Source organism: Cellulomonas sp. FA1 (genome assembly GCF_000986825.1).
Taxonomy (GTDB): domain Bacteria; phylum Actinomycetota; class Actinomycetes; order Actinomycetales; family Cellulomonadaceae; genus Cellulomonas; species Cellulomonas iranensis.
Window position 1 is genome coordinate 2,305,096 of sequence record NZ_LBMY01000001.1, and the last position, 17,311, is coordinate 2,322,406.

Sequence of the window (17,311 nt, forward strand, 5' to 3'; positions counted from 1 at the left end):
TGTCCTTCCTGCGCGGGCCTGCACGGGCCCGGCCCGGGCGGGTGGTGTCCCCCGCCCGGGCCGGTGCTGCGGGCGTCAGTAGGCGCGGGCGTCCACGTCGGCCTGCGTGATCGTCTGGTCGAACGCCTTGTCGATCACGATGGTCTCCTTCGGCACGTCCTCGCCGTCGGCGACCTTCTTGATGAGGTCGGCGAGCTGGTCCCCGAACACGGGGTTGCACTCGACCACGTAGTTGAACTTCTTGTCCACGAGGGCCTGCAGGCCGTCCCGGACGCCGTCGACGGACACGATCTGGATGTCCTTGCCGGGGACCTTGCCCGCGGCCTCGATCGCCTCGATGGCGCCGAGGCCCATGTCGTCGTTGTGCGTGAAGATCATCGTCATGTCGGGGTAGGCCTGCAGGGCCGCCTCGACGGCCGTCTTGCCCTCGGCGCGCGTGAAGTTGCCGGACGCCTTGCCGATGATCTGGTCGCCGACGACCTCGCCGAAGCCGGCCTCGCGGTCGACCTGCGCGCCCGAGCCGAGCGTGCCCTGGAGCTCGAAGATCTTGGCGTCGGGCGCGTTCTCCTTGACCCACTCGCCGGCGGTGGTGCCCTCCTGCTTGAAGTCGGCGCCGATCCACGTGACGTACGGGTCGTCGACGGTCGTGTCGACCGTGCGGTCGACGAGCACGACCGGGATGCCGGAGTCCTTGATCTCCTGCAGGACCTCGTCCCAGCCGGTCTCGATGACCGGGGAGAACGCGATGACGTCGACGTCCTGCGCGACGAAGTCGCGCAGCGCCTTGATCTGGTTCTCCTGCTTCTGCTGCGCGTCGACGAACGTGAGGTCGAAGCCCGCGTCCTTCGTGAGGCTGGCCTTGACCGACTCGGTGTTGGCGGTGCGCCAGCCCGACTCGGCGCCGAGCTGCGAGAAGCCGACGCGGATGGTGTCGCCCGAGCTGCCGCCCGAGCTGCCGGAGTCGCCGCCGGCGTCGGTGTCGCCGCCGCCGCAGGCGGCGAGGGCCAGGATCGTGATCGCCGAGACGGCACCGGCGATCGCGGTGCGCGTACGCGTGTTGCCCTTCATGCAGCTCCTCCTCGAGCAGCGTGGCCGTCGTCCTCGACGGCCCGTCCGGGTGTGTGACGGGACGAGTGTGAACGTTCTCAACAGGTTCCGTCAACGCGTTCGTGTTGCGTTTCGGTCACGGGTGTCGTCGCAGGCCACGGCGCTGGACGCCCGCACGGGTCATGGGATGTGAGCGATCACATGCGGGGTCGGGTCGGACGACCGTCCTGACCTGCGCCGATCAGCCGTCGGCACCGCGCTGCGCCGGCTCGGGCGCCGTGACGGCCACCGCGCCGCGCACGGGCGGCAGCACCACGCGCGCGGGGTCGCGCGGCGGGGCCGTGCTCTCGCGCACCAGCAGCCGCGGCGACACCGCGACCGCCGTCGACGTCGCCACGCCGTCGCGCGCCGCGAGCAGCAGCTCGACGCACCGGTACCCCAGCTCGTCGAGCTCCTGCGCGACCGTCGTCAACGGCGGCACGAAGTGCGCCGACCCGTCGCCGTCGTCGTACCCGACCACCGACACGTCGTCCGGCACGCGCACGCGCGCGTCGGCCAGCGCGTGGATCATGCCCAGCGCGAGCAGGTCGTTCGCGGCGAACACCGCCGTCGGCAGCGTCGTGCGCAGCCGCCGCACGCGGTCCACGAGCTCGCGCCCGGCGAGGTACCCGACCTCGGCGCTCCAGTCGTCGGCCCACAGCGTGCGCGGCGCGAGCCCGGCCGCGGCCATGGTCTCGCGGAACCCCACCGCACGGGCGCGCGCGTCGACCCACGGCGCCGGGCCCGCCAGGTGCAGCACGTCGCGGTGCCCCAGGTCCAGCAGGTGCTGCGTCGCGACCTTCGCCCCCGCCTCCTGGTCGATCGCGACCGCGAGCGTGTGCTCGGGCCCCACGCGCCCCGCGACGACGACCGGCACGTCGGCGCGCGCCTCGAGCACCGCGGCCGCCGCCTGGTCGTGCGACGCGACGACGACGATGCCGTCGACACCCTGGTCCAGCAGGTGCTCGATCGCGGCGGCGACCTCGTCCTTGTGCTGCAGGTCGACGGTCGCGAGCGACACGAAGAGGCCCTTCGACCGCGCCGCCTGCTCGATCGCGAGCAACGTGCGCGTCGGCCCGAACAGGTGCGAGCCCGACGACACGACGCCGAACACGCCCGAGCGCCGGGTCTTGAGCGACCGCGCGGCGATGTTGCGGCGGTAGCCGAGCCGCTGCATCGCGTCGAGCACGCGCTCGCGCGTCTCGGTCGCGACGTTCGGGTGGTCGTTGATGACGCGCGAGACGGTCTGGTACGACACCCCCGCCGCGGTCGCGACGTCGGTGATGGCAGGGGGCCGGGGGCGCGCGCTCACGCCGCACCTCCGGGGAGCGCACGAGCACCGCGCACCGGGCCACCTCCGAAACCAGGCAGACGCGCACGCCGGGTGTACGCGTCAGTGCACAGTAGACCGCGCGGCGCCCGTCGGGCTCGCGCGGCCGTCGCGACGACCCCGCTTCACCCGCCGCCACCGCGGGGTGCGACCGTCGACGACGGCCGCACGAGCGGCACGTCGACGGCACGCGAGGCCCGCATCCGGGCCCGGGCGCCGCGGAGGGGTCGTCGACGCATCCACCGGCCCCCCGCGACCGGCCCGACCGTCGCCCGTCGGCGCGCGGGCGCACCCGGCCCCGGGCCGTCGCGCCGCCACCCGTCCCCGGTGGCAGGGTGGGCGGGTGCGGTCGGGAGGTGACGACGTGGTCGAGGGGTACGCGTTCGCCAACGGGTTCGTCAACGTGCTCGCGACGCTGCCGACCGGCACGCGGGTCGCGACGGCGGGGCGCTGCGGCGGCATGGCGTACTCGGTGCTCGACCACGCGCTCGCCGGGCGCGACGTGCCCGCGTGGGACCCCCACCTGTTCGCGCCGGACCGGGTCCCGCCGGACGGTCACGTGGTCGCGGACCACCTCGCGCGGCGGCAGCTCGACTCGTTCCGCACGCCGTCGGCGCTGCGCTTCCTCACGTGGTCGGTGCTGCCCGACGCGGACCTCGGCCCGCTCGCGGGCGTCCGCACGCGCACGCGGCGCGAGCTGCCCGGCGTGCTGCGCGCCCTCGCGCAGGGGCGGCCGGTCGTGCTGGGCATGGTCGTGGCGCGGTCGCTGCTGCGCGCGGGCGACAACCACCAGGTCGTCGCGACGGGCTTCACGCGCGACGGCGACGCGGTCACGCTGACCCTCCACGACCCGAACTCGCCGGGGCGCGCCGTGACGCTCGTCGAGGCCTCCGACGGGTGGCGCGCGAGCAACGGCCGGCTGTGGCGCGGGTTCTTCCGGCACGCGTACGCACCGCGCACGCCGCCGCCGCTGCCGAGCGCCTCGCGCCGTCCGCGTGCGGCCGTGCGGGCGGGGGCGCCGGTCGGGCTCGTGCACGTCGCGACGGGGCTGCTGCTCGTCGTCGACGGCGACCGGCCCGCCCTCGCGACGGCCGCCTCGACCGGCTCGCCGTGGGTGCCCACGCTCGCGGACGGCACGGCGCGGGCGCTCACCGACGGCGACGCGGTGCACCTCCGCGTGGCCCCGCCCGTCGACGGTGCCGCCGGGCACCTGCTCACGGCCCCGCCGGTCTCCGCGGCGTCGCGGGCCGGTGCGGCCACGGCCGAGGACGGCCAGCGCCTGACCGTCGTCGACGCGGAGCCCGCGCTCACGGGCGAGGACGACGACGCGGACGCACGACGGGGAGACGACGACGTGGACGCGCTCGGCGGGCACGACCAGCGCACAGGCATGCCCCACGACGAGGCTGCCGCCCACGCCGACCGCGGCGAGGGCGCGATCGCGCGCTGGACCGTCGTCGTCGACGGCGGTGGCGCGTGGCGCGAGGGCTCCCGCGTCCGGCTGGTCCACGCGGCGACGGGCGCCCTGCTCGCCGGCACCCGCGAAGGCCCGACGACGACGTTCACCCCCGACGCGTCGACGTGGTGGACGGTCGCCGCCCCGCCCGCCTGACGCCCGACCGCCCCGCGGCCCCGCTACTGCCGGGCACGGCCCTCACCGTCGAGCGCGGTACTTCGCCACCGAGCGCGGGTGGAACGAGTGGCGCACTCGGCGGGGATCTACCGCACTCGGCGCGGCGATCCGTGCGGACGGGCCGTGCGGATGACGACGACGCGTGGTCAGGACGCCGCGGCGGCGACCCGCAGGACGTCGGCGAACCACGGCGTGACCTCACCCGCGGCGACCAGGGCCCGCGCCTGTGCGGGTGTGACCCACGCGGTCTCGACGACCTCGTCGGGGTCGGGCGCCAGCTCGCCCTCGACGCGCCCGACCACCACGTGGTCGTGCTCCCACTCGACGTGGCCCGACCCGGCGTCGGGTGCGCGGTACACGAACGTGCCGACCTCGTGCGCGTCGACCAGGGCGACGCCCAGCTCGTCGCGGACGCGCGTGGTCGCGCTGGTCAGCAGGTCGGAGCCGGGCGCGGGGTGCCCGCAGCAGGAGTTGGTCCACAGCCCGCCGAACCGCACCTTGGCGTGCGCTCGACGCTGCAGCAGCAGCGCGCCGTCGGGTCGCGTCACGAGCACCGAGAACGCGCGGTGCAGCCGACCCGGCGCGGCGTGCGCGTCCGCGACCGTCGTGCGCCCGCCGGCCGTGCCGTGCTCGTCGACCAGCTCGACCAGGTCCGTCTCCGCCACCGGCACCACCTTCGTCCACCCGCCGCGGCGGGTCGCCGCGCGCTGCGGCCCGGCGCCACCGTCCCCGTTCCGCGGGAGAGGTGCAAGTCGGACCGGCGGGTCAGGCGCCCGTGCGGCCGCCGGGAGAGCGCACCGCGGCGAGCGCGGCGCGGACCGCGACGAGGCCGAACCCGAACAGGACACCCCCGACCGCGACCACGACGGCCGCGGCGGGTGCCGCGAACGCGCACACCACCGTGGCCACCCCGGTGATCGCGACGACGACGCCCGCGTCGCGGTAGGCCGGGCCCTGCGCGGCCCGGAACGCCTCCGCACGGCGCGAGGAGAAGCGGCCGCCGGGGGCGGCGAGCGGCAGCACGCCGCCCAGCACGACGAGCAGGACGCCGACGGCGGCGCCGACGGCCTGCTCCCAGCGGAAGTCGTGCCCCGTGTAGAGGGACAGCACGCCGAGGTGCACGACGAGCAGGACGACGGAGAGCCCTGCGGACGTCCACCCGAGCACGCGACGCACCCGCTCGGGCGACCGCTCCTGCAGCGCCGGCGTGAGCGAGCCGAGGTGGTGCTCGACCCACGGCCCGAGCGCGAACAGGGCGGCGAGCAGCGAAGCGGTCGCGGGCAGCAGGACCGCACTGACCCCGCGCGGGACGACGCTCGCGCCGTGCCGGCCCGCGGCCTCGCGCGTGACGACCTCGGCCGCCATGTCGGGCCACGCGAGGATCGACGCGACGACCATCGCGAGGACGGCCGCGGCCGTGATGGCGGCGCCCGGACCGTGCCACGACCAGACGGGTGGTGCGGGCTCACCTGACGTGCTGGTCATGGCGCCTCCTCGGGCGGTGCGGTGGGTGCGGCGTCGGTGGGTGCGGCATCGGCGGCCGGGCCTGCCGGGTCGTGGGTGCCGGACCGAAGACCCTGCAGCAGGAGGATCGCCTCGTCGAGCAGCGTGAGCTGCACGCGGTACTGGATCTCGGTGCCGCGACGCCGGGACTCGACGAGTCCGGCGTCGCGCAGCACCCGCAGGTGCCCGGAGAGCGTCGACGGCACGACGCCGAGCGCGTCGCCGAGCGCCCCGGCCCGCACATAGTCGCGCGTGCGCAGGTAGCGCAGGATCTCGCGACGCGTCGGGTGCGCGAGCGCGTCGAACACGCCACCCGCCCGTCCTTCGTTATTTCGCGTCACACCGAAATAGTACCTCAGGTCCGCGCCGACACGTCCGAACGGCTCCACCGCCACCAGCCGAGCCCCAGCGCCCCCACGGTCCAGGCGCCGAGCACGCCGAGCGCGAGGACCGGGGAGAGCCCCCCGTCAGCGCCGCCCACCGTCAGACCGCCCGGGGCCGGGAGCGCCACCGCCTGCCCGACCAACCCGTAGGGCAGCAGGTCCGCGAGGGTGGGGCCGTCCACCAGGAACGACAGAAGTGGCCGCAGGCTCGACTCCAGGACCGCGACACCCGCGAGGACCGCGACCGCGACACCCGCCGAGCGCACCGCCATCGCCACCCCCACGCCCACGACCGCGAGCATCACGACCGCGAGCACGCCCCGGGCCGTGACCCCGAGCGCCGCGGGCACCGCGAACCGGACCGTCGCCCCCTGCCACGCGACACCGAGCGCCAGGAGGCCCGCACGGACCACCGCGAGCGCGACCATCGCCGTCGCCACGGGCAGCACCCACGCCGCCACCTTCGCCGCCAGGACCCGCTCCCGTCGCGGCTCGAGCAGCGCCGACGCGACGATCGAGCCGCGACGGAACTCGTTGCCCACCACGAGGGCCGCGGCCACGGCCGCCAGCACCCCCGCGATCGCGAGACCACCGCCCGCCGACCCCGTGACGTCCAGCGTCGCGAGCTGCATCGGCGGGTTGTCCAGCCCCAGCGCCGCGAGCTGGGCCGGATCCATCCGATCCGCCTGCGTCGCGTTCGGGACCACGTCGTTCAGTCCGACCAGCGCGTCCACGAGCGGCCGCAGCGCCACGAGGAACGCCGCCTGCCCCACGAGGACGACCCCCGCGACCCACGCCGCCGCGCGCGCCGCGCGCGACGCCCGGACCCGTCGCCACTCCGACCTCAGCACCCGTCCGCCCCCTCGTCGCCGACCGTCACCGCGGCCCGCCGCCGCACGTCGAGGTAGAAGTCCTCGAGCGTGCCGTCCCCGACGAGCTCCGTGAGCGTCCCGGCCGCCGCGACCCTGCCCCGCTCGAGGACCACGAGCGCGTCGACGACGCGCTCGAGCTCGGCCAGCTGGTGGCTCGTCACCAGCACCGAGCCGCCGCGCGCGACGAACGCGCGCAGCAGTCCCCGCAGCCAGACGACACCCTCCGGGTCGAGACCGTTCGCCGGCTCGTCGAGCAGCAGGACGCGCGGCTCCCCGAGCAGCGCACCGGCGATCCCGAGCCGCTGGCGCATGCCCAGCGAGTAGGTGCCCAGCCGACGGCGCCCCACACCTGCCAGGCCGACCTGCTCCAGCACGGCGTCGCACCGCACGTCGGGCACGCGCAGCCCCGCCGCGAGGATCGCCAGATGCTCGTGCGCGGTGTGCCGCGGGTGCAGGCCGAGCTCCTCCCCCGTCGCACCCACGACGCGCCCCGGTGCGGCAAGACGGCGGTACGGCCGGCCCTGCACCGTCGCCGTCCCCTCGTCCGCACGGGCCAGGCCGAGCAGGATCCGCACGGTCGTCGACTTGCCGGAGCCGTTCGGGCCGAGCAGCCCGACCACCGATCCCTCGGGCACCACGAACGTCACGCCGTCGAGCACGCGCGTCCGGCCGTACGACTTCACGAGACCCCGCACCGCGAGCGCCTCCGCACCCACGTTCACGCCGCCGCTCCCGAGCGCGTGTCGACGAGCCCGACGAGTCCCGGGTGCGCCGCCCGGGCGGCCTCCGCCGAGGGGTGCACGTGCACGTGCCCGTCGTCGACGACGAGCACGAGATCCGCCGATCGCGCGACGTCGGGCCGGTGGGTGATCGTGATGACGGTCCGCCCGCGCCCGTGCTCCTCGAGGAGGTCGACCATGAGGGCCTCGGTCCCCAGGTCGAGGTTCGACGTGGGCTCGTCGAGCAGCACGAGGTCGGCGTCGGACAGCAGGACCCGCGCCCACGCGAGTCGTTGCCGCTGGCCGCCCGACAGGGCGATGCCCGCCTGGCCGAGGTCGACGTCGAGCCCCGCGTCCGAACGCCGGGCGAGCTCCTCCAGCCCGACCCGAGCCAACGTGTCCAGGAGGTCGGCGTCCGGCACGTCGCCCCGGCCGAGGACGAGGTTCTCGCGCAGCGTCCCCGTGAGGACCGCCGGGTCCTGCGGCACGTGCACCATGCGCGAGCGCGCCGCGGCGCGGCCGTGCTCGTCGAGCGGCGCGCCGTCCACGAGCACGACGCCCGCATCAGGCTCGTAGAATCCCTCCACGAGCTCGACGAGCGACGACTTGCCCGCGCCCGACCGGCCGACGACCGCAACCTTCTGACCGCGCCCGACCGCGAACCACACGTCGCGCAGCACCTCGCGACCTGGCTCGTAGGCGAGGCTGACGCCGCGCATCTCGAGCCGAGGCACGTCGGACGCGGCGACGGCGCTCGCGCGGCCGTCACGCAGGGCGGGTTCCGTCTCCATCCGGTCGATCTCGTCGAGCCGCGCGAGCGCGCCCCGGCCGACCTGCAGCTGCGTGAAGGCCTGGCTGAGCTGCGAGACCGGCATCACCATGAGGACCATGTACATCGTGTAGGCGAGCAGCCCGCCCAAGCTGAGGTGGCCGCCCGCCACGCGGGCCGCGCCGGCGACCACCACGACCACGAGCGCGGCCTGCATGCACAGGTTCACGGTGGGCTGGACCAGCGCGACGAGCCGCGCGAGACGCATGCTGGCGGCCCAGATCCGGCGCGAGTGGCCGCGCACCGCCGCCGCCTCCACCTCCTCGGCGTTGAACGCCTTGACCGTGCGGATCCCCGCGAGCGCACGCTCGGTCGCCGCCGCGAACGCGCCCGTGCGGTCCTGCATCTCGATCGACGTCTCGCGTGCCGTGCGGCCCACGAGCACGACCAGCACGCACGCGACCACGACGACGGCGAGGGTGATCCCGACGAGCATCGGGTCGAGCACGACCATGAACACGACGATGCCGACGAGGGTGACTCCCGCGCCCAGCACGGGCAGCAGCCCACCCGAGATCGACGTCTTGACGAGTGCGGTGTCCGACACGGCCCTCGACAGCAGGTCCGCGGAGTTCGCGCGGTCGTGCGCCTCGACCGTCACCCGCATGAGCCGGTCGACGACCCGCTCGCGCAGGTCGCGCGCACACCCCTCGGCGGCCCGCTGGGTCATGTACACCTGGAAGCCCGACGCGATCGCGGCGAGCAGCGTGACGCCCGCGAGCCAGACGAGCGCGCCGGACGCCGGCACGCCCTGCACGAGGGACTCGACGGCGCGCTGGACGTAACGGGGCTGCACGACCGTGAGGACGGCCACGAGCAGCGAGAGGACGAGCGCGACCGCGAAGTCGGCGCGACGCGGACGGACGACGCGCCACAGCAGCGCGTACGGGACGTCGGCGCGGCCCTGCGCGGGCACGTCGGACGGGGCCTGGACGTTGGTCATGTGCCACCTCTGAACGGGAACTAGGATCGTTGGCCCGGTCGCACCGTCCGCATTCCGGGCGGACGGTGCGACCGTCCTCAGCGCGTCAGCCGAGGCAGAGCGCGACGCTCGCGACGCTCAACGAGCACACGAAGCAGCTCGCGAAGCTCAGGAGGCTGCAGCGGTCCGCGTCGGTCGGCTCCGCCGGGGCCGCCTCCTGCAGGTTCAGCACGAAGTTCATCTCTTGTCCTCTCTCGGTGGTCCAGGGGGTCAGCACCAGAAGGCGCTGATGGTGCTGCCGCACAGCGCGATGCTGATGGTGCTGCCGATGGTGCGGGCTCCCTCGTCGGGGCCGTCACCGAACTTCTGCAGCTCGAGCACGTAGCTCATGTCTCACCTCCTCGTCGTCTCGCGCCTCGGCCGTCCCGCCGCGCGGCGTCAGCAGAAGAGGAGGCTCAGCGTGCTCGCGCACATGCTGTGGCTGAGCACGCTGGGGATCCTGGCGTCCTCCCGCTCTGTGGTCCGGCTCTGGAGGCCGAGGACGAAGCCCATCGTCAGCAGGCGCCGACGCTGAGGGTGCTGGCGCAGCCGATGAGGCTCCAGCTGCTGATCCACCGCGCCTCGGCGCGGTCGGTGCCCTGCTGCTGCAGGTCGAGGATGTAGCTCACCGTGACTCCCTGGTTCTCGTCGGTCCGGTCAGCAGCCGAAGATGCTGCCGGTGCTGAAGCAGAAGACCCAGCTGTTGGCGCTGGGGGCGCGCGTCGTGCCCTCGTCGGAGGACAGCGTCTGCAGGTCGAGCACGTACATGTCTCGTCTCCCTCGTGGTCGCACGGCCGGGGCCGCGTCGTCGGTCGGTCAGCACAGGAACCAGCTGGTCGTGCTGTAGCAGAGCCAGTTCGACGTCGTGCTGAGCCCACGCGTCGACGCGCGCTCGACGGACGACGCCTGCAGCTCGAGGACGAATCCGTTCATGTCTCTCACCCCCTCCCCTGGTCCGGTCCCGGCGACGCCGCGTCACCGGTAGAGGTCGTCGAGGCCGAGCAGGGGCACCGAACCGGGCGCCCACCCGCCTTCCTCGAGGTGGCTCGCGTAGCCGTCGAGGACGTCGCGCACCCCCGCCGATCCCGTCGCCCAGTCGGTCGAGAGCCGCATCACCTGCTCGCCGGGGAAGTGCACGCCCGTGCCGTGGACGATCGCGTAGAGCCCGAGCTGGTGGACGAGCCGACCGAGCAGCCCGGGCGCGTCCGGCCCGGCCACGCCCTCGGCCACCGTGCGCCCGAGGTACGTCACGAACCCGGCCCGGCCGTTCAGCATGTTCGACTGCACGACGAACTCGGGGCGCACGGCCCGCTCGACGCCCGCCAGCACGTCGCGCCACCCGGGTCGCTCGACGTGCCGCAGCGCGCGGGCGAGCACGAGTCCGACGCCCGCGGACCCCGACCCCAGGTACGGCAGGGTGCGCCATCCCTCGTTGAGCTGGAGGCTGCCGTCGACGCACGTCACGAGCAGGTCCACGTCCTGCTGGAGCGTGACGGTCGCGCGCTCGAGGTCGAGCGGGTCCTGCGAGCGCTCGTAGCTGCGCAGCCAGAACAGGGCCTGCCCGGTCAGCCCCCACATCAGGCCGCCTCGACCGGTCTCGACCGTGCTCACGCCGTTCACCGCGTGGATGTGCGACGGCGGCACCAGGAGCCGCGCGGCCAGCTCGGAGCGGACCCGCTCGAGCGCCTCGGCCGTGCGGACGTCGGGGTGCTCCTCGAGCTCGGCCAGCAGGAAGCAGCCGATGCCCGCGAGCCCGCCGTAGAGGTCGGACGTCAGCCCCTCGAGCCGCGACTCGGCGACGCGCCGGACGAGTGCGTCCGCGACGTCGTGCCGCCCGAGCTTGCGCGCGGTGTAGGCGACCCCGGTGACCCCGTCGTAGAAGCCGGGTGCGACCTGCGGCCCGTCCACGCCGTCGAGGACCCACTCCAGGACCTCGTCCTGCAGCGCGGGTTCGGCGGGCGACGCGAGGAGGACGCCGCACGCGCCGTGCGCGATCCCGAGCGCGCTCTCGCTGAACTGCCGGATGTCCCCCGGGAACGCCCTGTCGCGCCGCTCCAGCGTGCGCTGCTCCCAGATCCCCCGCCCGATCATCGCCGACACGTCGCGGGCGCCCTGCGGCGTCGCGACGTCCCACCGCCGGACGACGTCCCGCGCACGCGCCACCCACCGGCTCTCGGGGCGGCCGGGGAGGTCGGTCGCGGCGTCCCGCACGATCGCGCGGCAGTAGTCGTCGTCGAGCTCGAACATCTCCTGCACGCGGGACACGAGGTGCTCGAGCTTGTGCTCGTCGAGCGGCACCAGGACGGTGAGCGGCAGCAGCATGCCGAGGCGCAGGCACGCCAGCGAGTAGCGGTCCGCGCGGACCCCGGTTCGGCCGTCCGGCGGCATGTACCCGGGCGCGCCGGCGGGCGCGACCCCCGTCTCCCCGACCTCGTAGGCCATCTCGAAGTCGATGAACCGGACCCGCCCGTCGGGCTGCAGGACGAGGTTGTTGGGGTGCAGGTCGCCGAACACCACGCCGCGCGCGTGCAGCACGTCGAGCGTCTCCTCGACCTGGTCGACGACCCCGACGACCCAGTCGCGGTAGGCGAGCCGGTCGGCGCGGGTCTCGTCGCCACGCACGAGCGGCGTGCGCATGACCATCTCCTTGTTCAGGGTCTGCCCCTGGACCAGCTCCTCGACGAGGAAGTGGTGTCCGCCCTCCACGACGTGCTCGACCGCGTCGACGACCGCCGGGACGTCCGCGAAGCGGCGGAGCATCGCCAGCTCGCGCTCGAGCCGCACGACGGCGTCGCGGCCGTCGGGCGTCAGGCCGGCATGCGGGCGCGCCTCCTTGAGCACGACCTCGCGGCCGTCGTCGAGCGAGCGGGCCCGGTAGATGCCGCCACCGTTCGAGAAGTGCAGCGCCTCGAGCACCTCGTACCGGAACGACTCCGGTCGCTGCGCCCCACCCATCAGCTCCTGCTGCTCACGCACGAACGCCGGCAGCTCGACCCACGACGGCGGGCGGAACACGGGTGAGCGGTCGTCGGGCACGAGCGAGCCGTCGGGCGCCTGGATCGCCGGGACGAGCTCGTCCCCCTCGCTGCGCACGAGGTCGAACGCGAACCCGCCGTACCGCAGGTACAGGGGACCTTCGCGCCAGCGCAGGTCGCTGAGGATGTACGGTCCGTCCGCCCCGCCGACCAGCGCGTCGAGGTCCTCGAGCACGCGGTGGCACTCGTCGTCGTCGCGCGGGTAGATGGTGACGAACTTGCCGCTGCCACCGCGTCCCGCGTACTTGAGGTTGCTGCGCACCAGCTCGGACGACGTCGGCAGGTGCTTGAACGCGACGCGGTGCGCGTGGCAGTAGGCCGAGATCTGCAGCAGCAGGTCCTGGGCGTTGCCGGTCGTGGCCGAGCAGTGCACCTTCCAGCCCTGGCGCGGCAGCGTGGGCTCACCCGCCGGGACGACGTGCAGCCAGCCGCCGGTGACCTCGCGGCGCCACGCGTCCCAGTCGAGGTCGGGGTGCAGGCGGTACGGCGTGACCCCGTTGCCGGGCGCGGGCCGCGACAGCGGCAGGTCGTAGAACTTCGGGTCGGCGTAGCAGTACTCGAGGTACTTCGTGTCCACCGGGTCTCCTCAGGTCCTCGTCGTCGCCGGGCGGCGAGCGAAGACCACCAGCGCGTCCACGTCGCGGTCAACGCCTCTCCCGGAGCCCGTGACGAGGCCCCACCTGCGCGCGGATCCGTCGTCACGGCACGACGCCGCAGGTCAGCGGCGCGCATCGCAGCAGGGCGCGTGTCGGCGGGAGGACGGTGCGCTCCGACCAAAGGACGAGCGGACGATCCGTCGGAGGTCGGGGTGCACCGTGCGGTGCGTGACGCACCCCGGCACCGGCTGCCACACTGGGCGCGCTCGGTCAGGGGGCCGCGCAGGCAGCGGGGAGCACGGATGCTCGAACGGCAGGAGAGGCGCGCCGTCGAGCCTGCCCGGGCGGCGTCAGCCGCCCGCAGGCACGCGCTGCCGCTCGCCGTCGGCGCCGCGAGCCTCGTGTACGCGACGCTCGTCGTGACTGTCGCGTCCCGCAGCGCGGGGGCGGACACGGGTGCTGATCTGTGGCTCCAGCTGACGGTGGTCGTCCTGGTGTGCGCCGCCCAGACCGTCGCTCTCACGGCGCGCGCACGCCGCCCCGCCTGGTGCTTCCTCCCGACGCTCGCCGGCACGTGCGTGCTCATGGTCGTGACCTCCAGCAGGACGGGTTCCGTGACGCCCGCCTACCTCGCCGCGATCGTCGCCCTGGGCCTGCACGCCCAGCCCGCGCTGCGCACGACGCTCGCGGTCACGGGCGTGCTGGTCGAGGCGGCCGTGCAGTTCGGCCTCCTGCTGCAGCACGACCTCATCACGGTGCAGGACACCTACGCGTTCGCGGGACCGCTGCTCAACATCGTGCTCACGTACGTCGTGTGCATGTCCGTCGGGCAGCTGGTCGCGCAGCACCGGCTGCGGCAGCGGCAGATGCTCGACGAGCTCGCCCGGTCGCGCCACGAGCAGGAACGCGCGACCGTCGACGCGGTCGAGGCCGAGCGCCATCGCATGGCCCGCGAGCTCCACGACGTGGCTGCCCACCACCTGACCACCGTCGTCGTCCAGGGTCGCCTGGCCCTCTCGCACGACGACCCCACCCTGCGCGACGCCGCGCTCGAGGCGGTCGTCTCGCACGGTCGGCGCGCCCTCACGAGCCTGCGCCACACGGTCACGATCCTGCGTACCGACGCCTCGGAGACGCCACCCGTGCACAGCCTCGACACCGTCGGCGAGCTCCTGAAGGGGCTCGAGCACGCGCTCGGGGCGGCGCGCCTGGCCACCGAGGGCGACCTGCGGTCGCTGCCGGACGCCGTCCAGCTCGCGGGGTACCGGATCGTCCAGGAGTCCGTGAGCAACGTGGCCCGCCACGCGCCCCTCAGCGACGTCGAGGTGGTGGTGCGTCGGACCGTGGACGCGCTGACCCTCGAGATCACCAACGGACCGCCGCGGCACCCCGGCACGGGCGGCGGCCAACGTCTCGGGCTGACCGGGATGCACGAGCGCGTCGCGCTGGTCGGCGGGTCGCTCGAGGCCGGACCGACCGTCGCAGGAGGGTGGCGCGTCCGCGCACACCTGCCCGCACCGCCCGAGATGGAGAGCCCATGATCCGCGTCCTCGTCGCCGACGACCAACCGCTCATCAGGTACGGGCTGTCGACGTTCCTCGACGCCGCGGACGGCATCCAGGTCGTCGGCCAGGCCGAGTCGGGGCGCGACGCCGTGGTCCAGGCGCAGCGGCTGCGCCCCGACGTGGTCCTCATGGACGTGCGCATGCCCGAGGGCGGTGGCCTGCAGGCCACGCGCGTGCTGCGCACCTCCGAGCAGCACCGTCCGAAGGTCGTGGTCATGACGACGTTCGACGTCGACGACTACCTGTTCACCGCGCTCGACCTCGGTGCGTCCGGGTTCTTCCTCAAGGACGCCGACCCGGACGAGCTCGCGGAGGCGGTGCGCGTCGTCGCTCGCGGCGGCTGCGCGGTCGCGAGGGACCTGACGCCCCGGCTGGTGGCCGAGTTCGCCCGCCGTCGTGCGCGCGAACGTCCCGTCCCGGACCACCCGTTGTCGGCGCGCGAGCTGGAGGTCGTCCGCGAGCTCGCCAAGGGGTCGTGCAACCGGGAGGTCGCGACGGCCCTCGGCCTCGAGGTGTCCACCGTGAAGGCGCACGTCAGCAACATCGGCAGCAAGCTCGGGCTGCAGGGCCGCCTGCAGATCGTGGTCTGGGCGTTCACGACCGGCCTCGCGTCCCGGGCCGACCAGCAGCGCACGGAGGCGGCGCGGTGACGGCGTCGCCGCCCGTGTGCGAGCGTCACGACGACGTGCGGACGGTCCTCGGCGTGAGCTGGTCGGACCCTTACGAGTGGTTGCGCAGCGCCCCGGGACTCGCGGACGTCCTCGACGCGGAGACACGGCACGCGGCCGCGGCGCTCGCTCCGCTCGCCGCCGAGGCCGAGGCGCTCGCGGCGGGCCACGGGCGGGACGCCGTGCGCGCCGAGCTCGGCCTCCCCCAGCGGCGCGGCGACCTGTGGCTCGCGCCGGCCGTCGGCCACGGCGGGCGGTACCCCCGGATCGTCGCGATGCCACGTGACGCTGTCGACGGCGACCACGTGCCGTCCGTGGGGGAGGTCGAGTCCCGCGGCCGGACCCTCACGGACCTCGGGCACCTGCTCGCGGGCGAGGACGTCACCCTCGGCACGGTGCAGATCAGCGCGTGCGGCCGGTGGGTCGCGTGGACGCAGGACGCCACGGGTGCCGAGGCGTACACCGTGCGGGCCGCGCCGACCGGCACGGCCGACCCTGAACGGGTCCGCACGCTGGTGGAGAGGACGAGCGCGGGTGTCGTGATCGACGGCGCCGGGCACGTGGTGGCGGTCCGGCTGGACGGGGCGCACCGCCCCGCCACCGCGGTCCGCGTGCCCCTCGAGGGCGGCGCCGGCTCCACGCTGCACGACGAGCACGACCCGGCCCGGCGCGTGCGGGTGGAGCTGACGACGTCGGGCGGCTGGCTCGTCGTCACGAGCGCGACGCGTGACGACGCCCGGCACACCGTCGTCGACGCGCGCGACGCGCAGGCGGTCGCCCGTGCCGTGCCGACGCCGCCCGGGCGCGGGTCCGTGGCCCACGTCGTCGTCGACGGTGCCGACCACCTCATCGTGACGACCGTGGGCGCGGCGGGGACGGTGTGCCGTGTCGGGGCGCTGCGCGGTGGCCGGCCCGCACCTGCCGACGCGTGGCACGAGGTCGCCCGCTGGGGGCCGGAGGTGACGGTGTCCACGCCGCTCGCGCTGCGCGACCACGTGCTCGTGTCGAGCAGGCGGGACGGCCGTGACGTCCTGCTCGCGGGGCGGTGGACGGCCGGCGATCCCCCTCGGCTCGATCTCGCGCCCCTCGACCTGGTCGGGGCGGGCACCGGTCTGACGCTCGCGGTCCAGCCGCAGTGGGACGACGACGACCTCATCGCGTCACCCGCCTCGTACGTGCAGCCGCCTGCCGCCCGTCGCGTGCCGCTGCGGGCACCCGCCCCACGCCGCCGGGGTGGTGCCCCACGGCCCGCGGTGGAGTACGTCGAGGAGGTGCTCGAGGCGTCCGCCGACGACGGCACGCGCGTGCCCGTGACGGTCGTGCGCCACCGCGCGACGACCGGGCCGGCCCCCCTCCTCCTGAGCGGCTACGGCGCGTACGGCACGTCCGTCCCTGCGCGGTACAACCCGATGCTGCGCCACCTGCTGGATCGCGGCGGCGTGTACGCCGTGGCGCACGTGCGCGGTGGCGGCGAGCGCGGCCGCGCGTGGCACGACGCGGCCCGTGGCACCCGCAAGCGGCGCAGCGTCGACGACCTCCTGGCCTGCCTCGACCACCTCGTGGCGTGCGGCGTGGCGGACGCCGACCGGGTCGTGCTGAGCGGGGCGAGCGCCGGCGGGCTCCTCATGGGGGCGGCGCTCACGTCCGCTCCGCACCGGTTCGCCGGTGCGGTGCTGGACGTGCCGTTCCTCGACCCGGTCACGTCGATGCTCGACCCCGAGCAGGCGCTGACGGTGAGCGACCGCCATGAGTGGGGCGACCCTGGGACGGACCCGGCGGTGCTCGCCGCGATGCGCGCCTACTCCCCCTACGAGAACCTGCGGCCGGGCGTGCGCCTGCCACCGGTGCTGGTGACGTGCCGTCGTGCGGACAGCCGGGTCGCGGCCGTCGAGTGCCTCAAGTGGGTGCAGCGCGCGCGGCACGACACGGACGGTGGGCCGGTCCTGCTGCTGGCGCTGCCCGGCGGACACACGGGTGCCGGTGCGTGGCAGGACAACGTCGCGAAGGCGGCGACCGAGCTGGTCTGGGTCACCCGCGTGCTGAAGCTCGGGGGGTCGACCGACGGGCGGTGAGCCGGCCGGCGGTGTGAGCCTCCCGTCGGCACGACGACGGCCCCGGTCCCCTCGCGCGA

16 protein-coding genes are annotated in these 17,311 nt (G+C 74.9%); 4 read left to right on the forward strand and 12 right to left on the reverse strand.

The features are described from left to right. Positions 1-75: 75 nt before the first annotated feature. Complete coding sequence (locus GY42_RS10375) at positions 76-1,068, reverse strand: ABC transporter substrate-binding protein (protein ID WP_082131470.1); 993 nt, start codon at positions 1,066-1,068, stop codon at positions 76-78. 220 nt (positions 1,069-1,288) lie between these two features. Further along, positions 1,289-2,398: a LacI family DNA-binding transcriptional regulator gene (locus GY42_RS10380; protein WP_233421175.1), complete on the reverse strand. Its 1,110-nt coding sequence runs from the start codon at positions 2,396-2,398 to the stop codon at positions 1,289-1,291. A 382-nt stretch (positions 2,399-2,780) separates the two neighbouring features. Here GY42_RS10380 and GY42_RS10385 point away from each other — a divergent pair, with 382 nt between their 5' ends. Continuing rightward, the gene (locus GY42_RS10385) at positions 2,781-4,028 is read left to right on the forward strand and encodes a hypothetical protein (protein WP_046529274.1); all 1,248 of its coding nucleotides are present in this window, start codon (positions 2,781-2,783) and stop codon (positions 4,026-4,028) included. 167 nt (positions 4,029-4,195) lie between these two features. Here the strand turns inward: GY42_RS10385 and idi are convergent, their stop codons facing one another. From idi to lanKC, 10 genes are all read right to left on the reverse strand, one after another. Beyond that, positions 4,196-4,714 carry an isopentenyl-diphosphate Delta-isomerase gene (idi, locus tag GY42_RS10390; protein ID WP_052748540.1) on the reverse strand — a complete coding sequence of 173 codons (519 nt, stop codon included), beginning with the start codon at positions 4,712-4,714 and terminating at the stop codon, positions 4,196-4,198. Between the two features lie 100 nt (positions 4,715-4,814). Further along, entirely contained in the window at positions 4,815-5,534 is a 720-nt protein-coding gene (locus tag GY42_RS10395) for a hypothetical protein (RefSeq protein WP_046529275.1), read from the reverse strand. Next, complete coding sequence (locus tag GY42_RS10400) at positions 5,531-5,893, reverse strand: ArsR/SmtB family transcription factor (protein ID WP_046529276.1); 363 nt, start codon at positions 5,891-5,893, stop codon at positions 5,531-5,533. The genes GY42_RS10395 and GY42_RS10400 overlap by 4 nt, the downstream gene beginning before the upstream one ends. Before the next feature lie 14 nt (positions 5,894-5,907). Continuing rightward, positions 5,908-6,786, reverse strand: a complete 879-nt coding sequence (locus tag GY42_RS10405; protein ID WP_046529277.1) for a hypothetical protein — start codon at positions 6,784-6,786, stop codon at positions 5,908-5,910. After that, on the reverse strand, positions 6,780-7,529 hold the full coding sequence (locus GY42_RS10410) for an ABC transporter ATP-binding protein (RefSeq protein WP_236686764.1): 750 nt from the start codon (positions 7,527-7,529) through the stop codon (positions 6,780-6,782). The genes GY42_RS10405 and GY42_RS10410 overlap by 7 nt, the downstream gene beginning before the upstream one ends. Continuing rightward, positions 7,526-9,298, reverse strand: coding sequence for an ABC transporter ATP-binding protein (locus GY42_RS10415; RefSeq protein ID WP_052748312.1), 1,773 nt, complete (start codon positions 9,296-9,298; stop codon positions 7,526-7,528). Before GY42_RS10415 ends, GY42_RS10410 begins: the two co-directional genes overlap by 4 nt. 85 nt (positions 9,299-9,383) lie before the next feature. Beyond that, positions 9,384-9,518, reverse strand: coding sequence for a hypothetical protein (locus GY42_RS20030; RefSeq protein ID WP_264158699.1), 135 nt, complete (start codon positions 9,516-9,518; stop codon positions 9,384-9,386). A gap of 29 nt (positions 9,519-9,547) precedes the next feature. Beyond that, on the reverse strand, positions 9,548-9,667 hold the full coding sequence (locus tag GY42_RS19665) for a class III lanthipeptide (RefSeq protein WP_201775265.1): 120 nt from the start codon (positions 9,665-9,667) through the stop codon (positions 9,548-9,550). Positions 9,668-9,973: 306 nt separating this feature from the next. Beyond that, positions 9,974-10,084, reverse strand: a complete 111-nt coding sequence (locus tag GY42_RS19670) for a class III lanthipeptide (RefSeq protein WP_201775266.1) — start codon at positions 10,082-10,084, stop codon at positions 9,974-9,976. Positions 10,085-10,291: 207 nt separating this feature from the next. Then, complete coding sequence (gene lanKC, locus GY42_RS10420) at positions 10,292-12,928, reverse strand: class III lanthionine synthetase LanKC (RefSeq protein ID WP_052748313.1); 2,637 nt, start codon at positions 12,926-12,928, stop codon at positions 10,292-10,294. Between the two features lie 321 nt (positions 12,929-13,249). Here lanKC and GY42_RS10425 point away from each other — a divergent pair, with 321 nt between their 5' ends. From GY42_RS10425 to GY42_RS10435, 3 genes are read left to right on the forward strand one after another with little or no spacing between them, the layout of a single operon-like run. Continuing rightward, entirely contained in the window at positions 13,250-14,488 is a 1,239-nt protein-coding gene (locus GY42_RS10425) for a sensor histidine kinase (protein WP_046529278.1), read from the forward strand. Further along, positions 14,485-15,162, forward strand: coding sequence for a response regulator transcription factor (locus GY42_RS10430; protein WP_046529279.1), 678 nt, complete (start codon positions 14,485-14,487; stop codon positions 15,160-15,162). The genes GY42_RS10425 and GY42_RS10430 overlap by 4 nt, the downstream gene beginning before the upstream one ends. A 14-nt stretch (positions 15,163-15,176) precedes the next feature. Further along, positions 15,177-17,252 (forward strand): prolyl oligopeptidase family serine peptidase, encoded by a 2,076-nt coding sequence (locus GY42_RS10435; protein ID WP_269082313.1) that lies wholly within the window; start codon positions 15,177-15,179, stop codon positions 17,250-17,252. The last annotated feature ends 59 nt before the right edge of the window (positions 17,253-17,311 follow it).

Bases quoted from the DNA above. Each gene is read 5' to 3' on its own strand.
- GY42_RS10375 (WP_082131470.1), bottom strand. From the start codon at position 1,068: ATGAAGGGCAACACGCGTACGCGCACCGCGATCGCCGGTGCCGTCTCG.
- GY42_RS10395 (WP_046529275.1), bottom strand. From the start codon at position 5,534: ATGACCAGCACGTCAGGTGAGCCCGCACCACCCGTCTGGTCGTGGCAC.
- GY42_RS10415 (WP_052748312.1), bottom strand. From the start codon at position 9,298: ATGACCAACGTCCAGGCCCCGTCCGACGTGCCCGCGCAGGGCCGCGCC.
- GY42_RS20030 (WP_264158699.1), bottom strand. From the start codon at position 9,518: ATGAACTTCGTGCTGAACCTGCAGGAGGCGGCCCCGGCGGAGCCGACC.
- GY42_RS19665 (WP_201775265.1), bottom strand. From the start codon at position 9,667: ATGAGCTACGTGCTCGAGCTGCAGAAGTTCGGTGACGGCCCCGACGAG.
- GY42_RS19670 (WP_201775266.1), bottom strand. From the start codon at position 10,084: ATGTACGTGCTCGACCTGCAGACGCTGTCCTCCGACGAGGGCACGACG.
- GY42_RS10425 (WP_046529278.1), top strand. From the start codon at position 13,250: ATGCTCGAACGGCAGGAGAGGCGCGCCGTCGAGCCTGCCCGGGCGGCG.
- GY42_RS10430 (WP_046529279.1), top strand. From the start codon at position 14,485: ATGATCCGCGTCCTCGTCGCCGACGACCAACCGCTCATCAGGTACGGG.